This is a genomic window from Streptomyces sp. NPDC101178 (assembly GCF_044767965.1).
Taxonomy (GTDB): domain Bacteria; phylum Actinomycetota; class Actinomycetes; order Streptomycetales; family Streptomycetaceae; genus Streptomyces.
Genome location: NZ_JBIWOZ010000002.1, coordinates 369,830 through 387,055 on the forward strand (window position 1 = coordinate 369,830; position 17,226 = coordinate 387,055).

Sequence of the window (17,226 nt, forward strand, 5' to 3'; positions counted from 1 at the left end):
GCAGACGGCCGAATCGTGTGAGGCGGCACACAGTTCGCACACAGAAAAACCACATTGCACGCCTATCGGCCGCTCCCTCACCCCGGCAGCAGCCGCACCGCCCCATTCCGCAGCCGGGTCCGCTCCGTGGACATGAAGCGGTGCAGGGTCCGGGAGGCGAAGGCGGTGCGCTGGGCGCTGCGGCGGCGTTCGCGGTCGTAGGCGCGCAGAGCGGCGGCGAGCCCGGCGGGGCCCGGGGGCGCGGCGGTGACCGCGCGGGCCAGGGCGTCCGCGTCCAGGATCGCGGTGCAGGCACCCTGCCCCAGGTTGGGCGTCATGGCGTGCGCCGCGTCGCCGACCAGCGCAACGCGGCCCGCCGAGGCGTCGGCCGAGACGAACGACGGCAGCGCCGGGTACAGATGGCGCATCTCGTACCGGATCCAGGTCTCCGGGTCGGTGGCGTCCAGGATGCGCGGGATCGGGTCGTGCCAGCCGGCGAAGGAGGCGCGCAACTCGTCGGCGGTGGTGGCCTCGGGGACGGTGGCGTACCAGTTGGTGCGGCCCGGCTCCACCGGGGTCAGCCCGAAGAAGCGGCCGCTGCCCCAGGTCTCGCCGTGGACGGGGCTCTCGAAGCCGGCGATGCCGATCCAGGCGACCGTGGAGACCGGGCGCGGGCCGCTGCGGTCGCCGAAGCGGGCGGTACGTACGGCACTGCGGATACCGTCGGCGCCGATCACCAGGTCCGACCCGGCGGCCAGGGCGCCCACTTCGGTGACGGCCTCCCCGAGTCTCACCGGTACGTCCCCGAAGGCATCCAGGCCCGCGAGCAGCGCGTCGACCAAGTAGGGCCGGGAGATGAGGAGTTCGGGGCGGCCCGCCTTCTTCTCGATGCGCTCCAGCGGCAGGCGGGCGAGCGTGCGGCCGTCGGGGGTGCGGATGTGCGCGTCGCGGTAGGGGACCGCGTGGCGGCGCAGAGCCTCCCCGACGCCGAGCCGGTCGAGCGCCGCCTGCGCGGTGGGGTGGATGCCGAACGCGGCGCCGTACCGCTCCAGTTCGGTGCGGCGCTCCAGCACGGTCACCGACCAGCCCGCCCGCCGCAGCCCGATCGCGGCGGCCAGGCCACCAACGCCCGCCCCGACGACGGTCACCGTCCGGGCGCCCCCTGCCCCTGTTCCCGTACGCCGTGTCATGCCGTACTCCCGAAGCTCGTCCGGCCGGTGCGCATCAACCACCACACCCGTGGTACCACGCCTGGGGTAGCATCCGCAAGTGTCGAGAACACCGCAGCGGTACGGGACCGAGGGAGCGCGCCATGAATCCGGAGCGGCGTGACCGGCTGCGCGACGCGGCCGTCGCCGTCCTGGCCGAGGAGGGCGGGCGCGGCCTCACCCACCGGGCCGTGGACCGGGCGGCCGAGGTGCCGGACGGGACCACCAAGAACTACTTCCCGACCCGGGACGCGGTGCTGCGGGCGGTGGCCGAGCGCTGCGTGGAGCAGTACCTCGCGCTCACCGCCCGGCTCGCCGCCGGGCCGGGCCCCGCCGACCGCGAGGCGCTGACCGCCCTGTTCCGCACCCTTCTGGAGAACGTCGCGGGACCGGGCCGCCCACGCCTGCTCGCCTACCTGGAGCTCCAGGCGGAGGCGGCCCGGCGCCCCTGGCTCTCCGCGCTCCTCGACCCGATGGCGAGCGACGACTTCGCGGGTTTCGAGGCGGCCCAGCGCTCCGCCGGACTACCCGTCACCCCGCAGCGGGCGGCCACCGTCACGCTCGCGCTGCACGCGGCGATCCCGCACCTGCTGGGCGGCGGGCCGGACACGCTGGCGGCGGCGGGACTGGACGACCTGGACCGGTTCGTGCGAGGACTCCTCGACGCGGTCTATCCGACGGACGCGCCCCCGGCCTGAGCACACCGACCCGGCGCACGCGCCCCCACCAAAGAACCCCGCCGGAGCCCCCCTCCGGAGCACCCCGCCAGGACCGTCGCGCCGGACCACCCCGTTCCGCTGGCGGGATCTGGCCAGAACCCGCCCCCGTCTCACCAGGTGGGCTGTAACCGCTTCCGGGCGCGCCGCCCGCATGTGCCCGTCGCGCACCGAACCTGTGCCCACCCTGTGAACACAGGCCTTCCCATACTCCGGCAACACTGCGGTAATGATCGGCGAAACGTCCGCTTAACGAACACGACCTCTCCGGCAACGAACGAATTCCGGCCAAGTTGTTGACGCGCTCCTGACAGGCCTACGGGTCTGCTGACACTCTTCACCCCGTTCTGCGCACCGCCTGCACTGTCCCGGACGGCCCATCCAGCGCCGCCGGGTAACCCCCCTCGCAGAAGGAGTCCGCGTGAGATCCACGCCCAGCCGTCGCGCCACCGCGACCGGCGCTCTGATAGCCGCAGCAGCCATGATCGCCGTCGGACTGCAGTCCGGCGCCGCCACCGCCACCCCGGCCTCGGCCGCTCCGGCCGGCGGGATCACCGCCGGCACGAAGGCCGACCCGGGTTCGCTCCCCGCCAAGCTCTCCCCGGCCCAGCGCGCCGCGCTCCTCAGCGAGGCCGACGCCACCAAGGCGGCCACCGCCAAGGCCCTCGGTCTCGGCGCCATGGAGAAGCTCGTCGTCCGCGATGTCGTCCAGGACCGGGACGGCACCACGCACACCCGCTACGAGCGCACCCTCGACGGGCTCCCCGTCCTCGGCGGCGACCTCGTGGTCCAGGAGACGACGGCCGGTAAGACCCTGAGCGTCGTCAAGGCGTCGAAGGCGACCACCGCGCAGCTGAAGTCTGTCGGCCTCACCGCCGACGTGGCCCCGGCCGCCGCCGAGAAGCAGGCGCTCGGCGCGGCGAAGACCGAGGGCTCGAAGGCGACGAAGGCGGAGAAGGCGCCGCGCAAGGTCGTCTGGCTGGGCAGCGGCTCCCCGAAGCTCGCCTACGAGACGGTCGTCGGCGGACTCCAGCACGACGGCACCCCGAACGAGCTGCACGTCGTCACCGACGCGGCGACCGGCGAGAAGCTGTACGAGTGGCAGGCCGTCCACAACGGGACCGGCAACACCCAGTACAGCGGCCAGGTGACGCTGGGCACGGCGCCCTCGTACACCCTGACCGACACCGCGCGCGGCAACCACAAGACGTACAACCTCAACCGGGGCACCTCCGGCACCGGCACGCTCTTCACCAACTCTACGGACGTGTGGGGCAACGGCACCCCGCAGAACCTGGAGACGGCCGGCGCCGACGCCCACTACGGCGCCGCGCTCACCTGGGACTACTTCAAGAACGTGCACGGCCGCAACGGCTTGCGCGGTGACGGCGTCGGCGCGTACTCCCGGGTCCACTACGGCAACAACTACGTCAACGCCTTCTGGCAGGACAGCTGCTTCTGCATGACGTACGGCGACGGGGCCGGCAACGTCAAGCCGCTGACCTCCATCGACGTGGCCGCCCACGAGATGACCCACGGCCTGACCTCGGTCACCGCCAAGCTGGTGTACAGCGGTGAGTCCGGCGGCCTCAACGAGGCGACGTCCGACATCTTCGCGGCCGCCGTCGAGTTCAACGCGAACAACTCCCAGGACCAGGGCGACTACCTGGTCGGCGAGAAGATCGACATCCGTGGCAACGGCACCCCGCTGCGCTACATGGACAAGCCGAGCAAGGACGGCAGCTCCAAGGACGCCTGGTACTCCGGCATCGGCAGCATCGACGTGCACTACTCCTCGGGCCCGGCCAACCACTGGTACTACCTGCTCTCCGAGGGCAGCGGCGCCAAGACCATCAACGGCGTCAGCTACGACTCCCCGACCTCCGACGGGCTGCCGGTCACCGGCATCGGCCGGGACAAGGCGTCGCTGATCTGGTTCAAGGCGCTCACCACCAAGTTCACCTCGACGACCAACTACGCCGCCGCCCGCACCGGCACGCTCGCGGTCGCCAGTGAGCTGTACGGCGCCACCAGCCCCGAGTACACCGCCGTGGCCAACGCCTGGGCCGCCATCAACGTGGGCACCCGCCCCGGCGGCGGCGACCCGGGTGGCAAGGTCTTCGAGAACAACACCGCCGTGAACATCCCGGACGCGGGCGCGGCCGTCACCAGCGCGGTCAACGTCACCGGCATCGCGGGCAACGCGCCGAGCGCCCTCAAGGTCGACGTCAACATCAGCCACACCTACCGCGGTGACCTGGTCATCGACCTGGTGGCCCCGGACGGCGGCACCTTCCGCCTGAAGAACTCCTCCTCCAGCGACTCCGCGGACAACGTGGTGGCGACCTACACGGTCAACGCCTCGTCCAAGGTGGCCAACGGGGAGTGGAAGCTGAGGGTCCAGGACGTGTACCGCTCGGACACCGGCCGGATCAACAGCTTCAAGCTCACCTTCTGATCCACCACGCCACACCCTGGGCACCACCGCTCCACCACATGACCGAACGGCCCGGCAGGGGTTCTGCTCCCCTGCCGGGCCGTTCGCCACGTCGCCGTACGGCGCGCGCTCAGCGCATCAGCACGCCCGCGCCCTCACCCGTAGCCTCGTTCGGTACCGCGAGCAGTCCCAACTCTGCTCCGGAGGCCAGCAGTTCGTGCGAGGGCAGGACGCGCACGGTGTAGCCGTACGGTCCCGTCCGGTCCAGGGCGAGCGGGCCCTCGTAGAGCCAGCGGTCCTCCAGGTCATGGCCGCCCGCCGGCTTCAGCGGGAAGACCTGGGCGTCCGCGATGGCGTCGGCAGAGTCGACCCGGCCCGCCACCACCTGCACCTCGACGTCGTCCGGGTCCAGGCCGCCGAGCGCGATCCGCACCCGCAGCGACAGGGTCGCCCCCAGCTCCGCCGAGCCGCCCGCCACGGTGCCGCTGACCGACTCCACATGGTCGACGGAGACTTCGGGCCAGGCCGCCCGGACCTTCGCCTTCCACTCCGCCAGATCCCGCGCCACCGCCGGGCCGAGCGCCCGCCGGGACTGCGCGGCGGGCGCGTAGAGCCGCTCCACGTACTCCCGCACCATCCGCCCCGCCAGCACCTTCGGCCCCAGGGTGACCAGGGTCGAGCGGACCATCTCGATCCACCGGTCCGGCAGGTCCGTGGCGCCCCGGTCGTAGAAGCGCGGCGCGACCCGGTCCTCGATCAGCGCGTACAGCGCGTTGGACTCCAGCTCGTCGCGGCGGTCCTCGTCGACCGCCGAGCCGTCGGCGGTGGGGATCTCCCAGCCGAAGTCCGGATCGAACCACTCGTCCCACCAGCCGTCGCGCACCGACAGGTTGAGGCAGCCGTTGAGCGCCGCCTTCATCCCGCTCGTGCCGCACGCCTCCAGCGGGCGCAGCGGGTTGTTGAGCCAGACGTCGCAGCCCGGGTAGAGCTTCTGCGCCATGCCCATGCCGTAGTCCGGCAGGAAGACGATGCGGTGGCGCACCCGCGGGTCGTCCGCGAACCGCACCAGCTCCTGGACCAGCCGCTTGCCACCGTCGTCGGCCGGGTGGGCCTTGCCGGCGACGACGATCTGGATCGGGTGCGTCGGGTGCAGGAGGAGCTCCCGCAGCCGGTCGCGGTCGCGGAGCATCAGCGTGAGGCGCTTGTACGACGGGACGCGGCGGGCGAAGCCGATGGTGAGGACGTCCGGGTCGAGGACGCCGTCGATCCAGCCCAGCTCGGCGGTGCCCGCGCCGCGCCTGCGCCAGGAGGCGTAGAGGCGGCGCCGGACCTCGGTCACCAGCTGGCCGCGCAGCTCACGGCGCAGCTCCCAGATCTCCTGGTCGCCGATCCCGCCCACCGCGTCCCAGCGGCGCGGGGTGCCCGCCTGCGGCGAGGAGGCCTCGCCGTCCACCGGTCCGCCGGCCAGCACCTGGTGGGCGCGGCCGGTGCCGACCTGTCCGGCACCGAGGCTGAAGACCTCCGGAGCGACCCAGGTCGGTGCGTGGACGCCGTTGGTGACCGAGGTGATCGGCACGTCCGCCGGGTCGAAGCCCGGCCAGAGCCCGGAGAACATCTCCCGGCTGACGGCCCCGTGGAGGGTGGAGACGCCGTTGGCGCGCTGCGCGAGCCGGAGCCCCATCACCGCCATGTTGAACAGCTCGGGCTCGCCGCCGGGGTAGGTCTCCCGGCCGAGCGGCAGGATCTTCTCCACGGGTACGCCGCTCAGCTCGCCGTCGTCGCCGAAGTGGCGGGCGATCAGCTGCCGGTCGAAGCGGTCTATCCCGGCGGGCACCGGGGTGTGGGTGGTGAACACGGTTCCGGCGCGGACCACTTCGAGGGCTGCCTCGAAGTCGAGCCCGTCGGAGGCCAGTTCGCGGATGCGCTCCAGGCCGAGGAAGCCGGCGTGGCCCTCGTTGGTGTGGAACACCTCCGGCTCCGGGGTCCGGGTGAGCCGGCACCAGGTGCGCACGGCGCGCACCCCGCCGATGCCGAGGAGCATCTCCTGGAGGAGGCGGTGGTCGCTGCCGCCGCCGTACAGCCGGTCGGTGACGTCGCGTTCGCCCGGCGCGTTCTCCTCGACGTCGGAGTCGAGCAGGAGGAGCGGGACGCGGCCGACCCGGGCCAGCCAGATACAGGCGTGCAGCGAGCGTCCGCCGGGCAGGGCCAGCACCACCCGGGCGGGAGTGCCGTCGGCCTCGCGGACCAGGTCGAGCGGGAGCTCGTTGGGATCCAGGACCGGATAGTGCTCCTGCTGCCAGCCCTCACGGGAGAGGCTCTGGCGGAAGTAGCCGTGCCGGTAGAGCAGGCCGACGCCGATGAGCGGGACGCCCAGGTCGCTGGCGGCCTTGAGGTGGTCCCCGGCCAGGATGCCGAGGCCGCCGCTGTACTGCGGCAGTGCGGCAGTGACGCCGAACTCGGGTGAGAAGTAGGCGATGGCGGACGGGAGTTCGGCTCCGGAGGCCTGCTGTTCCTGGTACCAGCGGGGGCCGTCCAGATACTCCCGCAGATCGGCGGAGGCCTCGGCCAGGCGGCCCAGGTACTCCTCGTCCCGGCCCAGTTCGGCCAGGCGCCCCGCGGTCAGGGAGCCGAGCAGCCGTACGGGGTCGGCGTCCGCGGGCCGCCACCCCTCGGGGTCGGCGGACCGGAACAGCTCGCGGGTCTCGGTGTGCCACGACCAGCGCAGGTTGCGCGCGAGGTCGTGGAGGGGTCGGAGGGGTTCGGGGAGGACAGGACGCACGGTGAATCGACGAATGGCCTTCACGTACTCCACCTTTACAGGGGACTTGCGCATCCGAGGGGACGCACCACGGTGTGCGTCCTTTCCGTCACCCCTGACGGTAGCGGCCGTCCGTGGCGGCCTGCCACGGCGCGTGGACGGCTCACCGGAGCCGAGGACGGCCCGCGCACGCCTCCCACACGAACCCCACCGGCACCGCACACCCTTCCCCACCCCACCCTTCACCTGCGGGTTTGGCCGATTTCCTTCCCGTACGCAGCCTTGTGGACCTTCCTGACACAGGGAAGGCTGCCGTGTGGCGCCGCAGAGCGGGTATCCGGAACCTGTGAGGGCGCTTCGGTCTCCCGTACGCCGTGGGGCGTACGCCGGGCGCCACCGGGCCCTGCCCCGGACCCGACCGAGCGGTTACGACCGAGTAGTTAACACAGCGCCGGATTTCCCGGGAGTGAACCTGGGGAAGGCTTTCCCGGTGCTTCCCGGTTCCTTCCCGGCACTTCCCTGTACGCAGCACGACCCGGCCCGCACACCCTCCCCAGTGCATCCGAAACATGCGCGAAACCCCCGTGACCCACCCGTTCGAGTGCCATTCGGGTGAACGCGGACAGGAGCGGCCATGCCCACAGCCCGTCAGCCGACAGCTGAGCAGCTACAAAGGACAGATCCCCATCATCGCGGTACGCGCGGTCGGTCCTCCGCGTCCATGCCGTCACCCCCGCACACCGAGCTCCTCCAGCCCCCAGGTGATTCCATGATCGGTCGTATTCCCGTCCTGGACGTCCGTCCCCTCGTCGACTGCGGCAGACGGCCGGCGAAGTCGGTCGTCGGTGAGACTTTCCAGGTCACCGCCACCGTCTTCCGCGAAGGCCATGACGCTGTGGCGGCCAACGTCGTCCTGCGCGATCCGAGCGGACGGGTGGGACCGTGGACCCCGATGCGCGAGCTGGCCCCGGGCACCGACCGGTGGGGGGCCGAGATCACGCCGGACTCCGAGGGCCGCTGGACGTACACGGTGGAGGCGTGGAGCGACCCGGTCGCCACCTGGCGCCACCACGCGGCGATCAAGATCCCGGCCGGTATCGACACCGATCTGGTGCTGGCGGAGGGCGCGGCGCTGCTGGAGCGGGCCGCCGCGGGCGTACCGAAGAAGAACGGCCGCGAGGCGGTGCTGGCCGCGGTGGACGCGCTGCGCGACACGGCGCACTCCCCCGCCGCCCGGCTGGCCGCCTCCCTGACCCCGGCCGCCGAGGCGGTCCTCGGCCGCCACCCCCTGCGCGAACTGGTCACCCGCTCCAAGCCGCTGGCGGTGCGTGTGGAGCGCGAACGTGCGCTGTACGGCTCCTGGTACGAGCTGTTCCCGCGCTCGGAGGGTGCGAGGCGGGTGCCGGTGGACCCGGCCGACACCTCGCCGGACGCGGAGACGCGGCTGGTCAGCGGCACGTTCCGGACGGCGGCCGAGCGGCTGCCGGCGGTCGCCGCCATGGGGTTCGATGTCGTGTACCTGCCTCCGATCCACCCGATCGGGACCACCCACCGCAAGGGCCCGAACAACACCCTGACGCCCGGTGAGCACGATCCGGGCGTGCCGTGGGCGATCGGTTCGCCGGACGGCGGGCACGACGCGATCCACCCGGAGCTGGGCACTCTGGAGGACTTCGACCACTTCGTGGAGGTGGCCCGCAACCTCCGGATGGAGATCGCGCTGGACTTCGCGCTCCAGTGCTCCCCGGACCACCCGTGGGTCAAGGACCACCCGGACTGGTTCCACCACCGCCCCGACGGCTCGATCGCGTACGCCGAGAACCCGCCGAAGAAGTACCAGGACATCTATCCCATCGCCTTCGACAAGGACATGCGCGGTCTGGTGGCGGAGACGGTACGCATCCTGCGCTTCTGGATGGACCACGGGGTGCGTATCTTCCGCGTCGACAACCCGCACACCAAGCCGGTGGTCTTCTGGGAGAAGGTGATCGCCGAGATCAACGGCACCGACCCCGACGTCGTCTTCCTGGCGGAGGCGTTCACCCGCCCGGCGATGATGCACACCCTGGGCGCGGTCGGGTTCCAGCAGTCGTACACGTACTTCACCTGGCGGAACACCAAGCAGGAGCTGACCGAGTACGTCACGGAGCTGTCCGGCGAGGCCGCCTCGTACATGCGGCCCAACTTCTTCGTGAACACCCCGGACATCCTGCCGGGCTACCTGCAGCACGGCGGCCGCCCGGCCTTCGAGGCACGGGCCGTGCTCGCCGCCACCCTCGCCCCGTCCTGGGGCGTCTACGCGGGGTTCGAGCTGTGCGAGAACACCCCGGCCAAGCCGGGGAGCGAGGAGTACCTGCACTCGGAGAAGTACGAACTGCGGCCGAGGGACTGGGAGTCGGCGGAGCGCGAGGGCCGCACACTGACGCCCCTGATCACCTCGCTGAACCGGATCCGACGACGTAACCCCGCACTCCAGCAGCTGCGCGAGGTCCACTTCCACCACGCCGACAACGAGTCGCTGATCGTCTACAGCAAGCGTTCGGGTTCGAACACCGTTCTGGTGGTCGTGAACCTCGACCCGCACCACACCCAGGAGGCCACGGTCTCGTTGGACATGGAGCGGCTCGGCCTCCAGGGCCACGAGCGCGTACCGGTGCGCGACGAGCTCACCGGCGACACCTATCACTGGGGCAGGGCCTTCTATGTGCGCCTGGAGCCGGGCACCACGCCCGCGCACATCGCCGTCCTGCGACCGTCCCCGCCGACCGGAGGGTCACCCACACCATGATCGTCAATGAGCCTGTCCACGACACGTTCGAGGACACTCCCGCCAAGGACCGCGATCCCGACTGGTTCAAGCGCGCCGTCTTCTACGAGGTGCTCGTCCGGTCCTTCCAGGACTCCAACGGCGACGGAATCGGCGACCTCAAGGGCATCACCGCCAAGCTGGACTACCTCCAGTGGCTCGGTGTCGACTGCCTCTGGCTGCCGCCGTTCTTCAAGTCGCCGCTGCGCGACGGCGGTTACGACGTCTCCGACTACACCGCGGTCCTGCCGGAGTTCGGCGACCTCGCCGACTTCGTCGAGTTCGTGGACGCCTCGCACCAGCGCGGCATGCGCGTCATCATCGACTTCGTCATGAACCACACGAGCGACCAGCACGAGTGGTTCCAGCAGTCCCGCACCGACCCGGACGGGCCGTACGGCGACTACTACGTCTGGGCCGACGACGACAAGCAGTTCCAGGACGCCCGGATCATCTTCGTCGACACCGAGACGTCCAACTGGACCTTCGACCCGGTCCGCAAGCAGTACTACTGGCACCGCTTCTTCTCGCACCAGCCGGACCTCAACTACGAGAACCCGGCCGTGCAGGAAGAGATCATGGCCGCCCTGCGGTTCTGGCTGGACCTGGGCATCGACGGCTTCCGGGTCGACGCGGTGCCCTACCTCTACCAGCGCGAGGGCACCAACTGCGAGAACCTCCCCGAGACCCACCACTTCCTCAAGCGGGTCCGCAAGGAGATCGACGCCAACTACCCGGACACCGTGCTCCTCGCCGAGGCCAACCAGTGGCCGGAGGACGTCGTCGACTACTTCGGCGACTACGAGGCGGGCGGCGACGAGTGCCACATGGCGTTCCACTTCCCGGTCATGCCGCGCATCTTCATGGCGGTGCGCCGGGAGAGCCGCTACCCGGTCTCCGAAATCCTGGCGAAGACCCCGGAGATCCCGAAGAACTGCCAGTGGGGCATCTTCCTGCGCAACCACGACGAGCTGACCCTCGAAATGGTCACGGACGAAGAGCGCGACTACATGTACGCGGAGTACGCCAAGGACCCGCGGATGCGCGCCAACATCGGCATCCGCCGCCGCCTGGCCCCGCTGCTGGACAACGACCGCAACCAGATCGAGCTGTTCACCGCTCTGCTGCTGTCGCTGCCGGGCTCCCCGATCCTCTACTACGGGGACGAGATCGGGATGGGCGACAACATCTGGCTGGGCGACCGGGACGCCGTACGCACCCCGATGCAGTGGACGCCCGACCGCAACGCCGGGTTCTCCTCCAGCGATCCGGGGCGGCTCTACCTCCCCACGATCATGGACCCGGTCTACGGCTACCAGGTCACCAACGTGGAAGCGTCGATGGCCTCGCCGTCCTCGCTGCTGCACTGGACGCGGCGGATGATCGAGATCCGCAAGCAGAACCCGGCCTTCGGGCTCGGCGAGTACACCGAGCTGCCGTCCTCCAACCCGGCGGTGCTGGCGTTCACCCGCGAGTACAAGGACGACCTCGTTCTGTGCGTGCACAACTTCTCGCGGTTCGCGCAGCCGACGGAACTGGACCTCCGATCGTTCGCCGGACGTCATCCGGTGGAATTGATCGGCGGGGTACGCTTCCCGGCCATCGGCCAGTGGCCCTACCTGCTGACCCTGGCCGGTCACGGCTTCTACTGGTTCCGGCTGCGCAAGGACGCGCCGCCGGCCTGATCCGGCGGCCGCCCCGTGCGGGACGGTTTCCGCCGTCCCGCACGGGGCACCCGTCCCGTACCGGGCTTCCCGGCAGCTCCTCACGGTTCGGCCGTTCGAGTCCGTAAGCACCTTCCTCTCCCGACACGTCCCGCACAGCCGGACAGCCATTGCCGCAATCCGGGACACTCTTCGCATCCTGTGTGCCCGGGGAAAGGACGCGATGCCATGTCGGAGCGTGCATCCACTCACGTCGCCCTGGCGAAGAGCACGAGGAACAGCGCGACCCACAGCAGTACGGTGGACGGCGCCCTGCTGCCGTCCCTCGCCCCCCTGCTCCATGAATGGCTGCCCCGGCAGCGGTGGTTCGCCGGAAAGGGCCGGCCGGTCACCGGCTTCGCCCTGGTCGCGGCCACCGAGATGCTGCCACTGGACGGCAGCGCCGGACCCGGCCTGCTCCATCTGCTGGTCCGGGCCCAGCAGCCGTCGCCGTCGGACCACCCGGCGGACGACTGCTACCAGATCCTGATCGGCGTACGGAGTACGCTGCCGACCACGCTCGCCGGAGCGCTGATCGGCCGGGTGGAGCGCGGACCGCTGGCCGGGCGGACCGTCTACGACGCGCTGCACGATCCACGGCTGGCGGACCTCCTGCTGGAACGGTTCCGCCGTCCCGGCACGCTGGGCTCGCTCCGCTTCGAGCGGACCGCCGCGATCCCGGCCGGGCTGCCGCCCCGGGTGCTGGACGCCGAACAGTCCAACTCCTCGCTGGTCTACGGCGATGCGTACATCCTCAAGATCTTCCGCCGGGTCTTCCCGGGCACCAACCCGGATCTGGAGCTGCCGCTCGCCCTGGCCCGCGAAGGGTGCGAACGCGTCCCGGCCCCGATCGCCTGGTTCGAGGCCCCCGGCCCCGAACCGCTCACCCTCGGTGTCCTCCAGCCGTTCCTGCACGGCGCCCGGGACGGCTGGCAGCTCGCCCTGACCGGGCTCACGGCGGGCCGCGACTTCGTCCCGGAGGCGCGGGCGCTCGGCCGGGCCACCGCCGAGGTGCACACCGCGCTCGCCGCGGCCCTGCCCACCCCGCCACTGCACGGGACGCAGACCCGGCAGCTGATCGCGCAGATGACCCAGCGCCTGGAGGCCGCCGCCCAGGCAGTGCCCGCTCTGACTCCGTACGTCCCGGCCCTGCGCACCGCGTTCGACGCCGTCACGGCGCTCGGGCACCGGGGCGGCGGCTGGGCACAGCAGCGGGTGCACGGCGATCTCCATCTCGGCCAGGCGCTCCGCTCCCCGGACGGCTTCTGGTCGCTGATCGACTTCGAGGGCGAACCGGCCCGCCCGCTGGACGAGCGCCGCCGCCCGTCACCGCCGGTCCGCGATGTGGCGGGCATGCTGCGCTCCTTCGACTACGCGGCCCGCTCGCACCGCCCGTGGAACCCCGAGTGGGCGGCGCGCTGCCGGGCCGCCTACTGCGAGGGGTACGCGCTCGCCTCGGGCAGCGATCCGCGCGGCGAGCCGGAGCTGCTGCGCGCCCACGAGACCGACAAGGCGGTGTACGAGGTGGTGTACGAGGCCCGGCACCGCCCCGACTGGCTGCCGGTCCCGATGGCCGCCATCCAGCGCCTGGCCCAGTCCGCCGCGGCCTGAGCCCCCACTCCCCGTATCTCCCCTCCGCCCTCCGAACTCCCAGAGGAGGCAGTCCCCGTGACCGCCCGCAAGCCGTCCCGCAAGGGATCCCGCAAGACCGCCGAAGCCGTACCCGAAGCCGTGAGCGTGGAGACCGCGCCCGCGCCCGTACCCGCGGAGACGGCGGAAGCAGTCGAGGCCGCCGCGACGACGACCGAGCCCGCGCCCGCCAAGCGCGCCCGCCCCAAGCGTGCGGCGGCCGTCCCGCCGCTGCCCCGGCAGGCCGGCGACGCGAGCGCCCGTCCCGCACCGGCCCTGGACCTCGCCGACCGCGGCCGGCTGCTGGCGGGTGACCACCACGACCCGCACTCCGTGCTCGGCGCCCGTCCGATCCCGGGCGGTGTGCTGGTCCGGGCGCTGCGCCCGTTCGCCCGCTCGGTGACGGTGCTGGCGGAGGACGTGCGGGCCGAACTGCACGACGACGGGGACGGGTTCTTCTCCGGGGTGCTGCCGGTGAAGGAGGTCCCGGTCTACCGGTTCCAGGTCGCGTACGACGACAACAGCATCGAGGTGGAGGACCCGTACCGCTTCTGGCCCTCGCTCGGCGACCTGGACCTGCATCTGATCGCGGAGGGCCGCCACGAGGAGCTGTGGCGGGCGCTCGGCGCGGAGCCGATGGTCCACCAGGGCGTGGCCGGGACCCGGTTCACCGTGTGGGCGCCGAACGCGCGCGGGGTGCGGGTGAGCGGTGACTTCACCTACTGGGACGGCACCGGCACGCCGATGCGTTCGCTGGGCTCGACCGGGGTGTGGGAGCTGTTCCTGCCCGGGGTCGGCGAGGGCGCGCTCTACAAGTACGACATCTGCCGCCCGGACGGTTCGCACACGGTCCGGGCCGACCCGATGGCCCGCCGCACCGAGGTGCCGCCCGCGACCGCCTCCATCGTCACCGCCGCGCACCACGAGTGGCGGGACGCGGACTGGATGGCGCACCGGGGCGACCGCCCGGTCCACGAGGCCCCCTTCTCCGTCTACGAGGTCCATCTCGCCTCCTGGCGGCCGGGCCTGACTTATCGTCAACTGGCTGAGCAGCTCCCCTCGTACGTCAAGGACCTCGGCTTCACGCACGTCGAGCTGATGCCGGTCTCCGAGCACCCCTTCGGCGGTTCCTGGGGCTACCAGGTCACCGGCTTCTACGCCCCGACCTCCCGGATGGGCACCCCGGACGACTTCCGGTTCCTGGTGGACGCCCTGCACCGGGCGGGCATCGGCGTCATCATGGACTGGGTCCCGGCCCACTTCCCGCGCGACGACTGGGCGTTGGCCGAGTTCGACGGGCGCCCGCTGTACGAGCACGAAGACCCGCAGCGCGCGGCGCACCCGGACTGGGGGACGCTGGAGTTCGACTACGGCCGCACCGAGGTGCGTAACTTCCTGGTCGCCAACGCCACGTACTGGTGCGAGGAGTTCCACATCGACGGGCTGCGGGTCGACGCCGTCGCCTCGATGCTCTACCTCGACTACTCCCGCGAGGACGGCCAGTGGTCGCCCAACGAGCAGGGCGGGCGCGAGAACTGGGACGCGGTCGCCTTCCTCCAGGAGATGAACGCGACCGTCTACCGCCGCAACCCCGGGGTCGTCACCATCGCCGAGGAGTCCACCGCCTGGGACGGCGTCACCCGGCCCACCGACAGCGGCGGCCTGGGCTTCGGGCTGAAGTGGAACATGGGCTGGATGCACGACTCGCTGCTGTACGTGGCGAAGGAGCCGGTGCACCGCAAGTACCACCACAACGAGATGACGTTCTCGATGGTGTACGCGTACAGCGAGAACTACGTGCTACCGATCTCGCACGACGAGGTGGTGCACGGCAAGCGGGCGCTGGTGGCGAAGATGCCCGGCGACTGGTGGCAGCAGCGCGCCACCCACCGTGCCTACCTGGGCTTCATGTGGGCCCACCCGGGCAAGCAACTCCTCTTCATGGGCCAGGAGTTCGCCCAAGGCGCCGAGTGGTCGGAGGTCCACGGCCCGGACTGGTGGCTGCTGGACCCGGCGTACGAGGCCTCCGGCGACCACCGCGGGGTGCGGAACCTGGTGGGCGACCTGAACGCGGTGTACGGCGCGGTGCCCGCGCTCTGGCAGCGTGACACGGCCCCGGAGGGGTTCAGCTGGGTGGACGGCGGCGCGGCCGAGGACAACGTCTTCGCGTTCCTCCGCTACGACGCGGACGGCTCGCCGCTCCTCGCGGTCTCGCACTTCTCCCCGGTGGTCCGCAACGACTACCGCCTCGGGGTGCCGGAGACCGGGACGGAGGGCTGGGTGGAGGTCCTCAACACGGACGCGGACCGGTACGGCGGCAGCGACGTACGCAACGAGGAGCCGCTGAAGGCGGAGGCGGTCCCCGCACACGGCCGCCCGTCCAGCATCTCGCTGACGCTGCCGCCGCTGGCGACGGTGTGGTTCCGGCCCGCGTGAGGGCCTGAGCCCTCCGGGCCGCGCACGAGGGCCCCGTTCCGCGTCGGGGGTGATGCGGAACGGGGCCCTCGCCTGTGGCCGCCGCTCGCGCGGGGGCCGGGCAAGGACACCCGTACCGGGGGATACAGGTGTCCTTGGTGTGGGGGGATGTCGCCGTGGCTTGGATGCGCCCGTCAGACCTTGGCGGGCTCGGCCGCCTTCTCGCGCGGCTCGGGGACCTCGGTGGAGTCGGCCGGGGCGCCATGGCCGTCGTCGACCAACGTCCGCTCGTCGAACGGGATCTGTCCGGCGAGGACCTGGCCCACCCGCTCCTTGTCGATCTCCTTGGTCCAGTGGCCGACCAGGACCGTGGCGACCGCGTTGCCCGCGAAGTTGGTCAGCGCGCGGGCCTCGCTCATGAAGCGGTCGATGCCGACGATCAGGCCGACGCCGTCGACGAGTTCCGGGCGGTGCGACTGGAGCCCGCCCGCCAGGGTCGCGAGGCCCGCGCCGGTCACGCCGGCCGCGCCCTTCGAGGCGATGACCATGAAGATGAGGAGCGAGATCTGCTCGCTCGCGCTCAGCGGGTCGCCCATCGCGTTGGCGATGAAGAGCGAGGACATCGTGAGGTAGATCGCGGTGCCGTCGAGGTTGAAGGAGTAGCCGGTCGGCACGGTGATGCCGACGACCGGCTTGCTGACCCCCAGGTGCTCCATCTTCGCGATCAGCCGCGGCAGCGCGGACTCGGAGGAGGAGGTGGAGAGGATCAGCAGGAACTCGCGGCCCAGGTACTTCAGCAGCGCGAGCAGGTTGACCCCGGCGACCAGGCGCAGGATCGCGCCGAGCACCACGAAGACGAAGAGACCGCAGGTGACGTAGAAGCCGATCATGATGATGGCCAGGGACTTCAGCGCGTCGAGACCGGTCTCGCCGACCACCGCCGCGATCGCGCCGAACGCGCCGACCGGCGCCGCCCACATGATCATGGCGAGGATGCGGAAGACGAGCCGCTGGATGTGCGTGATGCCGCGGATGATCGGCTCGCCCGCCGAGCCCATCGCCTGGAGCGCGAAGCCCGCGAGCAGTGCGACCAGCAGCGTCTGGAGCACCTCGCCCGCCGTGAAGGCGGAGACGATGGTGGTCGGGATGATGCCGAGCAGGAAGTCGACCGTGGACTCGCTGGCGCCGGACGCCTGCTTCTCCCCGGCGGCGCGGGCCGCCTCGGTGATGTGGAGGGTGGAGCCGGGCTCCAGGAAGTTGCCGACCAGCAGGCCGATGGCGAGCGCGACGGTCGACATCACCAGGAAGTAGCCGAGTGCCAGGCCGCCGACCGCGCCGACCTTGGCCGCCTTGCGGACCGAGCCGACGCCCAGCACGATCGTGCAGAAGATGATCGGCGAGATCATCATCTTGATCAGGTTCACGAAGCCGGCGCCGATGGGCTTGAGCTCGACGGCCACCCCGGGGGCCGCGAAGCCCACCAGGATGCCGAGCGCCACGGCGGCGATCACGGCGATGTACAGGTAATGGGTACGGTCCCGTTTTTTGGCTGCCACGGCCATCGTGGGGCTCCTC

At 71.4% G+C, this 17,226-nt stretch carries 9 protein-coding genes; 6 read left to right on the forward strand and 3 right to left on the reverse strand.

Features of this window, described 5'->3' with window-relative positions; genetic code table 11:
• Positions 1-77 precede the first annotated feature (77 nt).
• A complete protein-coding gene (locus tag ACIRR8_RS05765; protein WP_404059409.1) occupies positions 78-1,169 on the reverse strand; it encodes an FAD-dependent oxidoreductase in 1,092 nt (363 codons plus the stop codon).
• A gap of 122 nt (positions 1,170-1,291) precedes the next feature.
• Between ACIRR8_RS05765 and ACIRR8_RS05770 the strand changes: the two genes are divergently transcribed.
• Positions 1,292-1,885 (forward strand): TetR/AcrR family transcriptional regulator, encoded by a 594-nt coding sequence (locus tag ACIRR8_RS05770; protein ID WP_404059412.1) that lies wholly within the window; start codon positions 1,292-1,294, stop codon positions 1,883-1,885.
• Between the two features lie 439 nt (positions 1,886-2,324).
• The gene (locus tag ACIRR8_RS05775; protein WP_404059415.1) at positions 2,325-4,361 is read left to right on the forward strand and encodes a M4 family metallopeptidase; all 2,037 of its coding nucleotides are present in this window, start codon (positions 2,325-2,327) and stop codon (positions 4,359-4,361) included.
• Positions 4,362-4,470: 109 nt separating this feature from the next.
• On the opposite strand, the gene glgP is transcribed toward ACIRR8_RS05775, so the two are convergent.
• On the reverse strand, positions 4,471-7,143 hold the full coding sequence (gene glgP / locus ACIRR8_RS05780; RefSeq protein WP_404059418.1) for an alpha-glucan family phosphorylase: 2,673 nt from the start codon (positions 7,141-7,143) through the stop codon (positions 4,471-4,473).
• A gap of 724 nt (positions 7,144-7,867) precedes the next feature.
• Here glgP and ACIRR8_RS05785 point away from each other — a divergent pair.
• The 4 genes from ACIRR8_RS05785 (at position 7,868) to glgB (ending at position 15,672) form a co-directional block, all read left to right on the forward strand.
• Positions 7,868-9,886: an alpha-1,4-glucan--maltose-1-phosphate maltosyltransferase gene (locus ACIRR8_RS05785; RefSeq protein WP_404059421.1), complete on the forward strand. Its 2,019-nt coding sequence runs from the start codon at positions 7,868-7,870 to the stop codon at positions 9,884-9,886.
• Positions 9,883-11,589, forward strand: a complete 1,707-nt coding sequence (treS, locus tag ACIRR8_RS05790) for a maltose alpha-D-glucosyltransferase (protein WP_326703436.1) — start codon at positions 9,883-9,885, stop codon at positions 11,587-11,589. The genes ACIRR8_RS05785 and treS overlap by 4 nt, the downstream gene beginning before the upstream one ends.
• A gap of 207 nt (positions 11,590-11,796) precedes the next feature.
• The gene (locus ACIRR8_RS05795; protein ID WP_404059425.1) at positions 11,797-13,218 is read left to right on the forward strand and encodes a phosphotransferase; all 1,422 of its coding nucleotides are present in this window, start codon (positions 11,797-11,799) and stop codon (positions 13,216-13,218) included.
• A 57-nt stretch (positions 13,219-13,275) separates the two neighbouring features.
• A complete protein-coding gene (gene glgB / locus ACIRR8_RS05800) occupies positions 13,276-15,672 on the forward strand; it encodes a 1,4-alpha-glucan branching enzyme (protein ID WP_404059428.1) in 2,397 nt (798 codons plus the stop codon).
• Positions 15,673-15,845: 173 nt separating this feature from the next.
• Here glgB and ACIRR8_RS05805 read toward each other — a convergent pair whose 3' ends face one another.
• Positions 15,846-17,213: a cation:dicarboxylate symporter family transporter gene (locus ACIRR8_RS05805; protein WP_404059431.1), complete on the reverse strand. Its 1,368-nt coding sequence runs from the start codon at positions 17,211-17,213 to the stop codon at positions 15,846-15,848.
• Positions 17,214-17,226: the final 13 nt, after the last annotated feature.